The sequence below is a fragment of the Buchnera aphidicola (Cinara laricifoliae) genome, assembly GCF_900698945.1.
Classification (GTDB): Bacteria; Pseudomonadota; Gammaproteobacteria; order Enterobacterales; family Enterobacteriaceae; genus Buchnera_F; species Buchnera_F aphidicola_AC.
Genome location: NZ_LR217717.1, coordinates 40,271 through 55,654, shown reverse-complemented (window position 1 = coordinate 55,654; position 15,384 = coordinate 40,271). Strand labels below are relative to the sequence as shown.

The following is a 15,384-nucleotide window of genomic DNA, read 5'->3' as shown; positions in this document are numbered from 1 at the left end:
TATAATCTATATATAATCATAGAATTATTTTAAATATATCATATCATATTTTATAAAATAAATAACTAAATTATTATTTTTTTTTTATTTATTATGCAAATTATTATAATTATTTAAACATAACATATTATCTTCGCGTTGTTCCGTTAATATTTTTTTATTTAATATACGATTTTTAAAACGTAATTCTAATTTTTTCCATTGTTCTAAACTAGAACACAGTTTACGTTGTATTAATAATCTTCTTTTCAATTTTTTTTTAAAATAATCTAACCAAATATTCTGTTGGATAATAAATTTTTGTAACATAGATATAAAATTTATATATAAATTAATTATATATTGTTGAGTACCGTAAAAAAAAATTTTATGTAATAAAAAAATATATTTTTTTTTATATTGTTTAAGTTTTAATAAATATTTTTGTATTTCTATTTTTTTATTTTCATAACGCGCTACATGATAAATATTTTTCTGAATATCTATTTCTATTTTTTTTTTATAATATCTATACGAGAAATATTCAAAATCATATGCATCTCCGCTTTATATACTAAATATTTTGTAATAATTTAGTTAATTCTGACATTGATTGTGTATACGTACAACATTCCAAAAATTTTTGTTGTAAAAATTTTTCTAAATTTGACCAAATTTTAATAGAATTATCTAGTAACTTATTTGTTCCAGAAGAATAAACACCTAAATTAATTAGGTCATGATGACGATAATAACATGAAATTAATTTTTTTAAATATATAGAATTTTTATAATGGTTTCTATTTACAATAGAATGCATTGATCGACTAATAGATTTTTCGATATCAATGGCTGGATAATGACCAGATTCTGATAATAATTTTGATAAAATAATATGACCATCTAGTACAGATTTTGCAATATCCAAGATTGGATCATTATATTCATCTCCTTCCGTGAGGACAGTATAAAAAGCAGTAATAGACCCTAATCCATTAGGATTAATATTACCTGTACGTTCAATTAAATATGGAATATTTGAAAAAATAGAAGCAGGATAACCTTTTAATACAGGAACTTCATGCATAGCATTTGATACTTCTCGATACGCCATAGCATACCGTGTTAATGAATCAACTATTAATAAAACATGATTATTTTTTTTACAAAAATATTCTGCAATAGATGTTGCATACTGAACAGACTGAATTTTTAAAATAGGGGAAACATCAGCAGGCGAAACAATAACTACTGATTTTTTTAAACTATGAACACCTAAAACATTATCTATAAATTCTTTTACTTCTCTACCTCTTTCACCAACTAAAGAAACTACGATTATATCAGCATCAGTATGTCTAGATATCATTCCGAGCAACATACTTTTTCCAATACCAGGTTGTGAAAATATACCCATTCTTTGTCCTCTACCGATAGTCAATAAACTATTAATAGCTCGCACCCCAGTATCTAAAATATCTGTAATCGGAAATCTTTGTAATGGATTAATAAATGATTCAAAAAAATTAAATGGTTTTCTTTTTGATGTAATTTCTCCTAAATTATCTAAAGGATAACCAAAACTATCTAATACTCGACCCAACAATCGATACCCAAACGGGCAACTAGAATATTTAGTAATATTATTGTTTATATTGCATTGTGAAAAAACCTTTGCTCCTGGAAAAACACCGTCTAAATTATAGATAGGAACTAAAAAAACAATTTTTTTTTTAAAACCTATAATTTTACATATAATTCCTGATAATATATTATTATATATTCTTTCTACCCAACAAAAATTCCCAATAGGCAAATATATTCCAGTTGCCTCAATAATTAAATTGTTTACACTTAATACTCGACCATATGAAGTATCATGAGAAAAAGAGAAAATTTTTTTTTCAAATTCATCAATTTTGTTAAACCAGGCATTTAATAAAGAATTCATATATCTTTAATCCAATAAATTTGCTGCATTATTTATTTTATCCCAAAAAGATGATATAGAAGCATCTATTTCTTCATCAGAAGTAACAATGCGGTAACTATTAAGATCCATTTTTTCATTACTAATAACAGTCCAATTATATTTATCCATCAAGGTTCCAAATTTTTTTATTATCAACCTATAATTGTTAGGATGTACATGTAATTGAAGTTTATTAAATATAAATTTTGATTGTTCCATTAATTTTTGAATTCTTTTAATAAAATAATTTTTATTAATTAAAAAAATATCATCTACTAAAATTTTTGAAATATGCAATACAATTTTCATTAATCGTTTTGAAAAACTATCATTAAAATCATTTATAGCAACTTTAAATTTTTTTAATAAATCAGCATATTGTATTTGTATACATCTTGTTGTATTTTCTAATAAAAAATTATGAGAGTGATGCAAGCCTTGTGTCCATCCAATAAAATATCCTTTTTTGTATCCAGCAATTAAACCTTGTTGGTATCCTTTTTTATAAATTTTTGAATATATAGGTTTATTTTTTTTCTTTAAAACATCGGAAAATAACGATTTTTTATATTTAATAATATCGGATTTCTTTAATATACTGGAATTTTTATTCGGTTTTTTTGGATTCCATACTTTCCATAAATTATTATTTACAATATTTTTCATACAGTATACCTATTTTTTTCGAATGATAATCTTATTATCTCGTATAAAATTTTTTATATTTTTAAGTAACAAGTTTTTTTTCAAATATATTATATCATCAGTAATTGATTGATTTAATAGATTATTTTTTTTAAAATACTCATATTTTTCATACGACATATTAGAAATAAATTTATTTTTTAAAGAATCATTTATATGATTTAATACAATACATAAATGATCTAAATCTGTATTATTAATAATAAATTTAATACCATAATCGTCAATACTTATTATATCTCTAAATTTAAAATTTTTACTAATGATTTTATTTAAAATATTTATATACGGAGTTTTTATTTGATTAATAAAATGAATTATATCATCACATTTAAAATAAGATAAAATATTAACTACTTGATTAATTCTGGCTTCCTCTAAAGAGGAGGATCGTTTTATATATAAAAAATAACGAATAATTTTATTTAATTCTATAAATCCCAAATAATGTAGTTTTTTACAATTTGCCATCTTTTTTAAAATATCTAATCTTTTTGTTTCATTAAAAAATGATAATATTTTTATAGACACCGTCTCATTTATATGAAGCAACAGTGCTGAAATAATATTTAAATTCTCGTTTTGGAGAAAAAAAAAAATATCTTCTGCATCTAATTGTTCTAACATAGTTATGTTATGTAAAAAATCATTTTTTATAAAACTTTTTTTTAATAATTTATATGACATATCTGAATCAATCGTATTTTCTATAATCTGTGATATACGTGTTTTTATATCAAAATTAATAATTTTATTTTTATTTAATAAATCATAGAATTCATCTATCACAACATCAATATATTTAATTAAATTATCATTTAATGAAAACATTGCATCTATAAACATACTGATTTCTGAGTTGTTAAAACACTTTAAAACAGCAGCTGATTGCTGTACATCCATAGATATTAATAATAAAGCACTTTTTTGTATACCACTTAAATATATCATTTCTTATTCATCCAATAACGTATAATTTTTTCAATAATTTTTGGATTTTTACTAAAAATATCATTTTTTATAGGAACATCATGCTTATTTAAAGTGTTATCTGTCTTTAAATTTAATTTATTTAAATTTTTATTAAAACTATTTTTTAAACGTGCTTCTGTATTATTTGACGATTTTAAAAAATTTTTTTTATTATTATTAATTCGATTATCTTTAATAAATAAAAAAAAAATTAAAATAAAAATCAACATTCCGAAAAAAATTACTAACATATAATATAAATTGAATTTTATATTTAAATAATGATTTTGATGATGTAAATTAGTATCTACAGTAGCAAACATATTATTTATAATATTAATACGATCACCACGACTATCCGAGAAATTTATCGCTAATTTAACTAATTTTTCTACATCTTGTAATTCACGTATAGATAAAGGAACAAATACACCTAAATCATTTTGTTTATAATTTATTAATATAGTTATTGTTAAATTTCGAATATCCGAATTTTTAAAACCAGGAAAAAAAACAAGATCATTTACATATCTTGTATTACTATCAATTATTTTTTTTTTTACATTATCAGAAAAATTTTTTTTATTGGGTATAATAGAATGATTTAAATAAATAAATTGTTTATTTAATAAAAAATTTTTATAAAATAAATTATTTTTTAAACCTTGTTTTGTACACGATTTACGTAACATCTTCATAACAGATAATTCTAAAAATGATTGTTTTAATGAATTATCTAAAATATTATTTTTATACGGAATAATATCTAAAATATTTTCTAATATTTTTTTTGGATAAGAAGAAGTTACATGAAGATGATCTACATTAGAATTATTTATTATAGTATTATCGAATTCTACTCCTGCAGTAACACGTACTATTACATTTTTTGATCCATACATAGGAACTAACAGTTGATTAATACGATCACATAAATATTGTTCTAAAAAATTAATTTTTTTATATTGATTTTTTTTAAAAAATTTATTTTGATTTAATGTAAATTTATTTAATACATTTCCATACTGATTAACAACAACAACATGATCAGTCGATAAATCCGGTATACTACCTGACACTAATAAAGTAATCGCATCTATTTGTTCAGTATTTAGTTGTGTATTTGGAAATAAAGTTAAAACTATAGATGCAGACGGGACTTGTTTTTCTCTAAAAAAATCAGTATCATGTTTACAAACTAAATGTACTCGAGCATGCTGAATAGGAAATATACGCTCTAAAGTATTTGATAATTCACCTTCTAATCCACGATTATAATTAATATACTCATGAAATTGACTAATACCAAATTTTTCTTTATCTAATAATTCAAAACCATCAGTTTTTTGTTTAATATCCTGATTATTTAATAAATAAAAATGTAATTCATTCAGTTTATCTTCTGGAACTAATAAAGTTTTATAAGAATTATTAAACCGATATGATATATGCATATCTTGTAATTTAGATACAATCCATTTACCATCCGTATCCGATAAATTATCATATAATACTACATAATTAACTTTATTAAACCAAAAAAAAATAGAACATATAAAAAATAAAATAATACAAATAGTAAAGATAATAAATTTTAATCGATGTGATATATAAATTAAAAAATGATGCCAATATTTTTTAATTTTAAGAAATAATATATTTATAACATCCATGATTTTTCCTACTTAATAATTGTGATATAAATATATGATTATTTATTAATTAAATATTAAAATAACCAATATATTTTACCATTTAAAAGTATCTAAATATAAAATATATAGTATATATACAACATATAAAAAATATATTAAACTATATGCTTCAAAACAGGATAAATATTATGAAAATAAATTCATCATCAAAAAAAATAATAGATCCAAAAAAATATCTAATACAAGAAAATAAGAATCAAAATAAAAATTTTTTTCCAATATGGAACCATGCATTACAAAAATATCTACCAATTAAAAATATACAAAAAAATAGTAAAAATACTATATATAATAGTAATATATATAATAAAAAAATAAAATCAATAAATAAAAAAAAAATCACAATATTAATAAAATTGAATGAAAAGCTAATTAATGTATATGAAGAAATCATGAACATGCAACTTTAAACATATTAAACATTATATTATTAATATAATGTTTAAAAACATAGTTTATTAAAAATAATGGTTATTTTTATAAAAAAGTTTATATATTATAATAAATAAATCATATTCATAAAATAATATACAATATTTTTTTAAATATTGTATATTATAATTATAATATAAAAATATTGTATTAAAAAATATTAAATAAATAATCATGTATTTTACAATGCATAATTACTATTAATAAGAATATTATTAAATTAAACTAACATATGTAATTGTATATATTTTATTAAATTATGTATTCTTGATAAAAATCTATTTTTTCCAATATAAAAAATTATAGAGGAAATATTAGGTGTATTTTTTTTTCCAGAAATACCAATTCTAATTAAAGTTGCTATATATTTAAAACAAACATGAAAACGTTTTATTGATTGTTTTAATAAACATAAAATATCTGACTTATACCAGCAAGTCAATAAAAAAAATTTTTTATATAGAAATTTTAATATTTTTAAATTAATACAACTACAATACATCTGAATATTATCTACATTATATAAATTGATATCTTTATAAAAATATACATATGATGATATAAATTCTTGCAACGTATTATGATGACATAGAAATTCTTTCAATAAATTTTGAATATCAATATCTGTATCTAAAAAAATTTTTTTATTTTTACAAAATATAGAAAAATATGAAATTATAGTTTTAATTGGCAAACTATTTAAATAATAATGATTTAACCATAGAAGTTTTTTATCATTTATCATACTTGGTGATTTACTAACATTCTCTATATTAAATAAATTTTTCATTTCATGTATAGAAAAAACTTCCTGATCTTTATAAGACCATCCTAATCTTAATATATAATTTAAAATTGCTTCAGGAATAAATCCTTCATTAATATAGCTAGTAATGCTTCTAGATTGATTTCGTTTAGATAACTTAATACCAGAATTATCTAAAATCATTGATACATGAGCATATAATGGAACTGGTGCATTCAATGCATTTAATAAATTAATTTGTCTAGGAGTATTATTAACATGATCTTCTCCCCGAATAACATGAGTAATATTCATTTTCCAATCATCTATAACAACACAAAAATTATACGTTGGCATTCCATTAGATCGTTGAATGATAAAATCATCCAACTCGTGATTAGATATATGTATTGAACCTCGGATCATATCATTAAATTTTACTATACCTTCTAAGGGATTTTTAAAGCGTACTACAAATGGTATATTTGATTTTTTTAAAACAATACAATATTCTCTACATTTTCTATCATATCGTGGTTTTTCTTTATTTAAAATTTGATTTTTTCTTAATCTGTCTAAACGTTCTTGTGAACAATAGCATTTATATGCTATACCTTTTTTTAACATATATAAAATTATATTTTTATATATATCTAACCGATTACTTTGATAAAAAGGTCCTTCATCCCAATGTAATCCTAAATAATTTAATCCATACAAAATATCTTGTATATAATCATTGTTTACTCTTTTTGTATCAGTATCTTCAATACGCAAAATAAATGATCCGCGATATTTTTGTGCAAATAACCATGAATATAACGCAGTTCGTACACCACCTATATGCAAACAACCAGTAGGACTAGGAGAAAATCTAGTTTTAACTTTCATAAGATACTCTATTTAATAAATCAGTTTATTAAAATATTTATAAATTAAAAAAAAACAAAATAATTGTATATTTTTTAATCAAACAAACATATATACGTAAAATATATATTGACTCACAATATATCTGTTCTACAATATAGTATTGTTATCAGGGTGATTAGCTCAGCTGGTAGAGCTTCTCCTTTACACGGAGGAGGTCGGCGGTTCGAATCCGTCATCACCCAAAATATAAAAAAGGGTCGTTAGCTCAGTCGGTAGAGCAGTTGACTTTTAATCAATTGGTCGCAGGTTCAAATCCTGCACGACCCATAAAATTAAATAACTATAATAACAGTAATTTATTAATAGTTATTTTTATTTAGAAATAAAAAAAATATTTAACATTTCAATTAATCTGAATACAATATAAATATTGTTTTTATTTTTAATAAATTTAATAATTGAATAAGAAATATTTACACCAATACCCTTAATCTCTGATAATACAGAATAATTGGTATTTATAAAATTAGTTATAGATTTATAATAATTAGCTAAAATTTTAGAAATAGAGATACCAACATCTATAATTCCTAACGAACAAATAAATTTATCTAAACGAACATCTTTTGAATAACTAATATTATCAATTATTGTATAAGATAATTTTTTACCAATTCCAGGTATAGTTTGTAATTTCTCTGCTGTTAACGTAAAAAAATCTACCGGAGTACATAAATACCCATGATTTATTAACTTAATGATATTTTTTTTTCCTAAACCTTTTATATGTATCCCAAATTTTGAAGCAAAATAAACTAATCGTTGTAAATTCTGAGCTGGACATAAAAAACTAGACGGACAGTATAAAAAAATAAAATTAGATGAATATAATAATTTAGAATGACATGATGAACAATATAACGGTAAGATAACTTGTTGTGCTAATTTATCTCTTTTATTTACTAAAACATTTCTAATTTTAGGAATTACATCTCCTGCACGATATACTGTTATATAATCATTAATATAAATATTTAATTTTTTAATCATACTAATATTATGTAGAGATGCTTTACTAATAGTAACTCCTGAAATATTTACAGGAATAAAATGGGCAACAGGGGTGATTATACCTGTTCTACCTATTTGAAACGATATATCTTTAATTCTTGTTTCTATATCTAACGAAAAAAATTTAAATGCAATCGCCCATCTCGGATATTTTTCTACATAACCTAATTTTTTTTGCAAAACTATAGAATCTATTTTTACAACTATACCATCTATTTCAAAATCTAATTTCATTCTATTATCATAAATTTTATTATAAAACTCAATAATATCTTTTATATTACTACATAGTAAATAATCACGATGTATCGAAAAACCCCATTGTTGAATTTGAATTAATCGTTCATTATGACTATAAATTTTTTTATCAGATATAAACGTACCACATCCATAAACAAAAAACATTAATTTTCTCTGTTTAGTAATATTAGGATTTAATTGTCGTAAAGAACCAGCAGCAGCATTGCGGGGATTTGAAAATATTTTTTTGTTTTTTAAAACAGAAAGTTGATTTAAAATCAAAAAATCAGATTTTTTTATAAAAACTTCTCCGCGTATTTCTATAACTTCGGGAATATTATTACCAACAAGTTTTTTGGGTATAGATGAGATCATATAAACATTTCTTGTAATGTCTTCTCCTATATATCCGTCTCCTCTTGTAGAAGCGGAAACCAATAAACCATTTTTATATAATAAATTTACAGCTAGACCATCTATTTTTAAATCACAATAATATTGAATACTATCTACATTATTAATATAATTTTTTATTCGCTGTTCAAAAAACTTAATATCAGATATATTATTAGTACTTTTTAAAGATAACATAGGGCTTTTATGTATACACTCAGAAAAAATATGTAATTTTTTTCCCCCTATTTGTTTTAATATTTTTTTTGATTTATTAAATGAATTTTTTTTTCCATATTCTTTTTCTAATTTAATTAAATCAATACATAATTGATCATAAATATCGTCTGAAATTACAGGAGAATCTAAAGTATAATACATGTAATTATGATATCTTAATTGTATACGTAATTCTACAATTTTATTGTAAATAGATTTCATTATGCACACCATATATATCATGTCATCAAAATGACAATAAAATTAAATATTAATATATCAATCCGTAAAATATAAATTATCAACACAACATAATTAATAAAATTTATTATTATAAAAGATAAATTTTTTAAAAAATTTTTATAACATTAATAACATATTGTTCTTAAATATTAATTTAATTATTAATTTAAAGTTTTTATATTTTATATAAATATACTATTAAAATTCAATAATCTATAAATAGTAAAAATCATCTTAAAAATAAAACAATAAATATGTTTTATAAAAAATAAAATTTATTAATACTGGTAGTTCGGTTAATAACCAACATCTCCACAAAATAGAAAATATAATTATGAAAAAAATCATATATATTGTATCTCCTATAACAGGAACAATTCAAAATATTTATGAAACAAAAAATCTTTTTACTTACAAAAAAAAAATTATCATTAACTCAAAAAAAAATATAATTGTATCTCCCATCAATGGAAAAATAAAAAATAATTTTTCAAAAGAAATAAGTTTTACAATCCAATCTAATCCAGATATACATATTTTAATAAAAAATAAAAATAATAATATTTTTCCTAGTAAAATACATAACTGTAATGTATGTGCTGGAGAAATTATTTTATTATTATCTAATCTAGATAATAATAAAAAATCTAATTATTATCAAACAACAATAAAAATATCATGTAAAAAAAAAATCAAAAAAACAAAAAAATTTTTATATAAAGTTCAAGCAGGAATTACAATTTTAGCTGTAATTTAAATAAAATATAAACAGTCAAAAATATACATTAAATAAAAAATTTTTATACCAATAAAACTAAATATTTAGTTTATATAAAGATCTATATTTATTTTCAATATTGAAATATATAAAATACATAAAATAATAATTATAAAAATCTTTATAAAAAATATTATAAATTTTAATCATTGTTGATGTCTCCATTTATTCAATGAATCTACTCTTAAACGATATAATTCGTGCTTTATAGCAATACCATGAAATAAATGTTTATTTTTAAAAGAATTAATAGATATATTTTTTACAACTGAAAACATAGATTGTAATAATCTACCTAGATGAGATGTATTTTTTATACTAATAATATTTTTATTAAAATAAAATCGTAAATATATTAATTTATTCAATCTGTCTGGTTTTCTCCATACATCAATAAAATTAAAAAAATTAATTATTAATTCAGAACTTTGAAATTCAATATTTTGCAAAAAATGATGAAAACCACACATAAAAATTAAAATATTTTGTGTTTCTTTAGGAACTTTTAATCGAATACATAAATTTTTTATTAACACAACCGGTTCTTTATAAAAAAACAAACTATTTAAACTTTTTTTATAATAAAAACAAAAATAACTTATAAACTGTATAAAACAAGAAAATCTAATATCAATATCTTTCGTAATTTTTGAAATTCTAGATAATTCCATCAAACTATATTGTAAAATATTTTTACAATTATAGTTTAAATTTAAAAAACTAGTTTTTTTAAAAAAAAAATTAATTTCAGGAAATAAGTATAATAAAGCATTACACTGATGTAAAATCTTAAAGTAAACCTGAGGATTACGAGAAGATAATCCTTTATATGTTTCCTTCCAGATTCTTTCTGGTGTCAAATACAATAATTCTTTACGATAACAAATTAATTTCATTAAAAATAAAGTTTCTTTTGCGATATAAAAACCTAAATGCGATAAAGTTGCAGCAAATCTAGCAACACGTAATACTCGTACAGGATCTTCAACAAAAGAAGATGAAATATGACGCAAAACTCGTTTTTTGATATCTCTTTGACCATTAAAAAAATCAATTATATTTCCACAACAATCCTGTGCAATTGCATTAATAGTTAAATCACGTCGAATTAAATCCTCTTTTAAAGTAATATCTGGAGAAAAATTAAACAAAAAATTTGAATACCCAAATCCATTTTTTTTTTCAGTTCTAGCTAATGCATACTCTTCATGTGTTATTGGATGTATAAAAACTGGAAAATCTCGACCTACTTGTTGATATTTTTTTTGTAACATCTGTTGAGGTGTGGTACCTACTACTAACCAATCACGATCATGTACTGAAAAACCTAATAAACGATCTCGAATTGCTCCACCAACTAAATAAATTTTCAAAATATCACCTAAATAAAAACACTAATATAGACCATAAATTATTACTCTTATCGTTTCACTTGATAAATTAGAGTATATACTTGATATTTAATCAGTAAGATAAATAATTTATATATACAGTAAATTTAATTCTGTATTAATATAATACTATTCGAAAAAATTAATTCTTTTATATTCTATTAAATATTAATCAATATTCTCATTAATTAACAAATTAGGATACACTGTTATAGATTGATCTTGAGAATATAAACCTAAATTATATTTTAATAAACCTACATATGCAATCATAGCAGCATTATCCGTACAAAAAATTTTTTTAGAAAAAAAAATTTTTGTTTTACTATCTTTAAATAAGTTTTTTAATTTTTTTCTTAATAAATCATTTGCGCTAAAACCGCCACATACTAAAAAATTTTTTAAATTATTTCTCTGAATAGCAAGTTGACACTTGATAATTAATGTATCCACTACAGCTTCTTCAAAAGAACATGCAATATTATACTTTTCATTAAATAAATCAGAACATTCTAGAATAACATTCTTAACATGTGTTTTTAATCCCGAAAAACTAAAATTTAAATTAGAATTATTTATCATAGGTCTCGGAAAAAAATATTTTCCAGATTGACCATGCTTTGCTAAATTAGATAATTTTTTTCCACCCGGGTATCCTAAACCTAATAATTTTGCTATATAATCAAATACATGACCTACTGAGTCATCCATAGTTTTACCTAATACAGTATATTTACCAAAACAATGAGTACTAATTAATTGTGTATTTGCTCCAGATACCAATAACGCTAGAAACGGAAATAGATTTTTTTTGTTATTTAACATTACTGATAATAAATGACCTTCTAAATGATTTACTAAAATACAAGGAATATTTAAAGATAAAGATAAAGTACGAGCAATCGTTGCACCTACCAATAATGATCCCACTAAGCCCGGACCGCTAGTATACGCAATAGCATTAATAGTATTTTTTTTGATATTATATTTATTATCAAATAAATATTTAATACAAACTTTTTTAATTAAATAAATTAATTTATATAAATGAGATCTTGCAGCTAATTCTGGTACAATACCATTGAATTTGGCATGTACATGATTTTGATTTAATGTTGAATGAAAAATTAAACCTAATTCTGCATCATAAATAGCAACAGAAGTATCATCACAAGATGTTTCTATTCCCAATATTCGCATAATTTTTCCATCAATATAACTATTATTAATAAAAATTTATTAAAATATATTATCTATCCAATAATCTATAATATTTATTATGATATAATCATTTTTATATATAAATACTAATATTTTATATATTATATATATAATGAACAATTCATATAATAATACTATATTATTATCTATAATGATAAATTATTATTTATTTTTACAAAACAAATCACATAAATTTATGGAAATTATTATGCCGGTAATTAAAATAAGAGATAACGAACCTTTTGATGTAGCATTAAGAAGATTTAAAAGATCCTGTGAAAAAGCAGGTATATTAGCAGAAATACGTCGACGAGAATTCTATGAAAAACCTACAACAGAAAGAAAACGCGCAAAAGCATCAGCAATAAAACGATTAGCAAAAAAATTAGCACGTGAAAACGCTAAACATATTAGAATGTATTAGTAAAATACTACTCTTATATTATAAAAATATTTAGACCGTATATTTAAATAATAACGGTCAAAAAATTAAAAAAAATATATGATAATTAAAAAAATAACAGGAAAAATTTCTCAAACATTCATTTACGAATTAATAGAACGTACAGATATTATAGAATTAATAAATAAATATATTACATTAAAAAAATCTGGAAATAATTATAAAACACTATGTCCATTTCATAATGAAAAAACACCTTCATTTATTGTGAGCCCCCAAAAGCAATTTTTTTATTGCTTTGGATGTGGTATACACGGTAATGTAATAGATTTCTTAATGAAATATGAAAAATTAGATTTTTTAAATAGCATTATTGAACTAACAACATTACATGGTATCAATATTGTAGATGTTAATAATAACTGTACTCTTATACAACAACATTCTTATAAAAAAAAAATTTTTTATATCTTAAATAAAGTATTAAAAATATATAATAAAAATTTATTTACAGTACCGAATATAGCATATCAATATCTAAAAAAAAGAGGAATTAACCATGAAATCATGAAAAAATTTTCATTAGGTTTTGCTATCAAAACCAATAATCAAATTACAGATTATATTAAAAAAAAATATATTAATCAATCTATTGTAACAGATTGTGGTTTAATTGTTAAACACATAAAAAAAAATCAATATGATCGATTTAAAGAAAGAATTATTTTTCCTATTAAAAATAAATACGGTCATATTCAAGGTTTTGGCGGTAGAGTATTAAATGAATGTAATTATCCTAAATACTTAAATTCACCTGAAACTATAACATTTCAAAAAAAAAAAAATCTTTATGGAATATACGAACTTTATTTATACAATCCTAAACCAAAAAAAATATTAGTTGTAGAAGGATATTTAGATGTTATCTCATTAACACAATTTAATATTAATTATTCAGTTGCCCTACTAGGAACAAATGTTACAAAATATCAAATACAAATATTATTCAATATCAGTAAAAAAATTATATTTTGTTTTGACGGAGATAATGCTGGACGTCAAGCAAATTGGATTGCATTAAATTTATCGTTAAATTTACTATATGATAATTGTACAGTAAATTTCTTATTTTTACCAAATAATGAAGATCCTAGCAGTCTTATTTTTAAAGAAGGAAAAAAAAAATTTGAAAATAGAATTAAAAATTCTGAAACATTATACTCATATTTATTTAATAAAATTACTAATAATATAAATTTAGGTTGCATTAATGATCGTATTAAACTAATTCGTTTAACTATTCCTTTAATTAACAAAATACCCAGTAAAATAATAAAAATTTATTTAATAAAAATTTTAGGAAATAAAACAGGAATATTAGATATATATCAACTTAACAAATTTATTACTACACCCAATATAAAAAAATCTTTAAATAAAGTTAACTCTATTAAAATAACTACAATGAGATTATTAATTAGCCTAATAATTCAAAATCCAAAATTAGTAAAAAAAATTAAAAAAATCAAACAAATAAAAAAACTTAATATAAATGGAAAACATATTTTAATAGAATTAATACAATTAATTCATCATAACAAAATAACTAAAACAGGACACTTACTAGAATTTTATAGATATACATCATGGGAAAAAATTTTTAAATATTTAAGTACATGGGACCATATGATTCACGAAAATAAAATATCTTCTATAATTCAAGAACTATTCTATAATTTAAAAATTCAACATCTAGAATATAAGTATAATCAATTAATTACTTTAGAAAGAAAACATGGACTTAATCTTGTAGAAAAAAATAAATTATGGCAAATTAATAAAAAAATAATCAAAATAAAAGATGATAAACATCAATTATATTAAAAATATTTTACTAATCTTTAATCTTATTAAATCATTCATATTATAAGGTGAATCACAATGTGTTGCCATAAAATATAAAATATATATAAAAATATTATAAAAATATATTAATTTTATATGGTAATACATATATATTATTTACTTTCTA

13 protein-coding genes and 2 tRNA genes are annotated in these 15,384 nt (G+C 21.0%); 6 read left to right on the top strand and 9 right to left on the bottom strand.

Annotated elements, in window-relative coordinates:
* Window positions 1-84 precede the first annotated feature (84 nt).
* The 5 genes from BUCILAFE3058_RS00240 to fliF form a co-directional block, all read right to left on the bottom strand.
* Window positions 85-309: a hypothetical protein gene (locus tag BUCILAFE3058_RS00240; RefSeq protein ID WP_154061398.1), complete on the bottom strand. Its 225-nt coding sequence runs from the start codon at window positions 307-309 to the stop codon at window positions 85-87.
* Between the two features lie 244 nt (window positions 310-553).
* Window positions 554-1,930 (bottom strand): FliI/YscN family ATPase, encoded by a 1,377-nt coding sequence (locus BUCILAFE3058_RS00235; protein WP_154061397.1) that lies wholly within the window; start codon window positions 1,928-1,930, stop codon window positions 554-556.
* A gap of 6 nt (window positions 1,931-1,936) precedes the next feature.
* The gene (locus BUCILAFE3058_RS00230) at window positions 1,937-2,617 is read right to left on the bottom strand and encodes a FliH/SctL family protein (protein WP_154061396.1); all 681 of its coding nucleotides are present in this window, start codon (window positions 2,615-2,617) and stop codon (window positions 1,937-1,939) included.
* A 9-nt stretch (window positions 2,618-2,626) separates the two neighbouring features.
* On the bottom strand, window positions 2,627-3,607 hold the full coding sequence (locus BUCILAFE3058_RS00225; protein ID WP_154061395.1) for a FliG C-terminal domain-containing protein: 981 nt from the start codon (window positions 3,605-3,607) through the stop codon (window positions 2,627-2,629).
* Window positions 3,604-5,301 (bottom strand): flagellar basal-body MS-ring/collar protein FliF, encoded by a 1,698-nt coding sequence (gene fliF / locus BUCILAFE3058_RS00220; protein ID WP_154061394.1) that lies wholly within the window; start codon window positions 5,299-5,301, stop codon window positions 3,604-3,606. The genes BUCILAFE3058_RS00225 and fliF overlap by 4 nt, the downstream gene beginning before the upstream one ends.
* A gap of 170 nt (window positions 5,302-5,471) precedes the next feature.
* On the opposite strand from fliF, the gene BUCILAFE3058_RS00215 reads away from it, so the two are divergent.
* A complete protein-coding gene (locus BUCILAFE3058_RS00215) occupies window positions 5,472-5,753 on the top strand; it encodes a hypothetical protein (RefSeq protein ID WP_154061393.1) in 282 nt (93 codons plus the stop codon).
* A gap of 242 nt (window positions 5,754-5,995) precedes the next feature.
* Here BUCILAFE3058_RS00215 and gltX read toward each other — a convergent pair whose 3' ends face one another.
* Window positions 5,996-7,411, bottom strand: coding sequence for a glutamate--tRNA ligase (gene gltX / locus BUCILAFE3058_RS00210; RefSeq protein WP_154061392.1), 1,416 nt, complete (start codon window positions 7,409-7,411; stop codon window positions 5,996-5,998).
* A 151-nt stretch (window positions 7,412-7,562) separates the two neighbouring features.
* On the opposite strand from gltX, the gene BUCILAFE3058_RS00205 reads away from it, so the two are divergent.
* Together BUCILAFE3058_RS00205 and BUCILAFE3058_RS00200 are read left to right on the top strand one after the other, a co-directional pair.
* Window positions 7,563-7,635: transfer RNA gene (locus tag BUCILAFE3058_RS00205), tRNA-Val, on the top strand.
* Between the two features lie 12 nt (window positions 7,636-7,647).
* A tRNA-Lys gene (locus tag BUCILAFE3058_RS00200) sits at window positions 7,648-7,720 on the top strand.
* Between the two features lie 45 nt (window positions 7,721-7,765).
* On the opposite strand, the gene ligA is transcribed toward BUCILAFE3058_RS00200, so the two are convergent.
* A complete protein-coding gene (ligA, locus tag BUCILAFE3058_RS00195; RefSeq protein WP_154061391.1) occupies window positions 7,766-9,538 on the bottom strand; it encodes an NAD-dependent DNA ligase LigA in 1,773 nt (590 codons plus the stop codon).
* A 355-nt stretch (window positions 9,539-9,893) separates the two neighbouring features.
* Between ligA and BUCILAFE3058_RS00190 the strand changes: the two genes are divergently transcribed.
* Window positions 9,894-10,316: a hypothetical protein gene (locus BUCILAFE3058_RS00190; RefSeq protein ID WP_154061390.1), complete on the top strand. Its 423-nt coding sequence runs from the start codon at window positions 9,894-9,896 to the stop codon at window positions 10,314-10,316.
* A gap of 167 nt (window positions 10,317-10,483) precedes the next feature.
* Here BUCILAFE3058_RS00190 and BUCILAFE3058_RS00185 read toward each other — a convergent pair whose 3' ends face one another.
* Window positions 10,484-11,710 carry a CCA-adding protein gene (locus BUCILAFE3058_RS00185; RefSeq protein ID WP_154061389.1) on the bottom strand — a complete coding sequence of 409 codons (1,227 nt, stop codon included), beginning with the start codon at window positions 11,708-11,710 and terminating at the stop codon, window positions 10,484-10,486.
* A 186-nt stretch (window positions 11,711-11,896) separates the two neighbouring features.
* Complete coding sequence (tsaD, locus tag BUCILAFE3058_RS00180) at window positions 11,897-12,928, bottom strand: tRNA (adenosine(37)-N6)-threonylcarbamoyltransferase complex transferase subunit TsaD (RefSeq protein ID WP_154061388.1); 1,032 nt, start codon at window positions 12,926-12,928, stop codon at window positions 11,897-11,899.
* Window positions 12,929-13,157: 229 nt separating this feature from the next.
* Between tsaD and rpsU the strand changes: the two genes are divergently transcribed.
* Window positions 13,158-13,373 (top strand): 30S ribosomal protein S21, encoded by a 216-nt coding sequence (gene rpsU / locus BUCILAFE3058_RS00175; protein WP_154061387.1) that lies wholly within the window; start codon window positions 13,158-13,160, stop codon window positions 13,371-13,373.
* Between the two features lie 78 nt (window positions 13,374-13,451).
* Window positions 13,452-15,236: a DNA primase gene (gene dnaG, locus BUCILAFE3058_RS00170; RefSeq protein ID WP_154061386.1), complete on the top strand. Its 1,785-nt coding sequence runs from the start codon at window positions 13,452-13,454 to the stop codon at window positions 15,234-15,236.
* The last annotated feature ends 148 nt before the right edge of the window (window positions 15,237-15,384 follow it).

Bases quoted from the DNA above. Each gene is read 5' to 3' on its own strand.
- BUCILAFE3058_RS00230 (WP_154061396.1), bottom strand. From the start codon at position 2,617: ATGAAAAATATTGTAAATAATAATTTATGGAAAGTATGGAATCCAAAA.
- BUCILAFE3058_RS00225 (WP_154061395.1), bottom strand. From the start codon at position 3,607: ATGATATATTTAAGTGGTATACAAAAAAGTGCTTTATTATTAATATCT.
- ligA (WP_154061391.1), bottom strand. From the start codon at position 9,538: ATGAAATCTATTTACAATAAAATTGTAGAATTACGTATACAATTAAGA.
- BUCILAFE3058_RS00190 (WP_154061390.1), top strand. From the start codon at position 9,894: ATGAAAAAAATCATATATATTGTATCTCCTATAACAGGAACAATTCAA.
- dnaG (WP_154061386.1), top strand. From the start codon at position 13,452: ATGATAATTAAAAAAATAACAGGAAAAATTTCTCAAACATTCATTTAC.
- tsaD (WP_154061388.1), bottom strand. From the start codon at position 12,928: ATGCGAATATTGGGAATAGAAACATCTTGTGATGATACTTCTGTTGCT.
- fliF (WP_154061394.1), bottom strand. From the start codon at position 5,301: ATGGATGTTATAAATATATTATTTCTTAAAATTAAAAAATATTGGCAT.
- rpsU (WP_154061387.1), top strand. From the start codon at position 13,158: ATGCCGGTAATTAAAATAAGAGATAACGAACCTTTTGATGTAGCATTA.
- BUCILAFE3058_RS00240 (WP_154061398.1), bottom strand. From the start codon at position 309: ATGTTACAAAAATTTATTATCCAACAGAATATTTGGTTAGATTATTTT.
- BUCILAFE3058_RS00215 (WP_154061393.1), top strand. From the start codon at position 5,472: ATGAAAATAAATTCATCATCAAAAAAAATAATAGATCCAAAAAAATAT.
- gltX (WP_154061392.1), bottom strand. From the start codon at position 7,411: ATGAAAGTTAAAACTAGATTTTCTCCTAGTCCTACTGGTTGTTTGCAT.
- BUCILAFE3058_RS00235 (WP_154061397.1), bottom strand. From the start codon at position 1,930: ATGAATTCTTTATTAAATGCCTGGTTTAACAAAATTGATGAATTTGAA.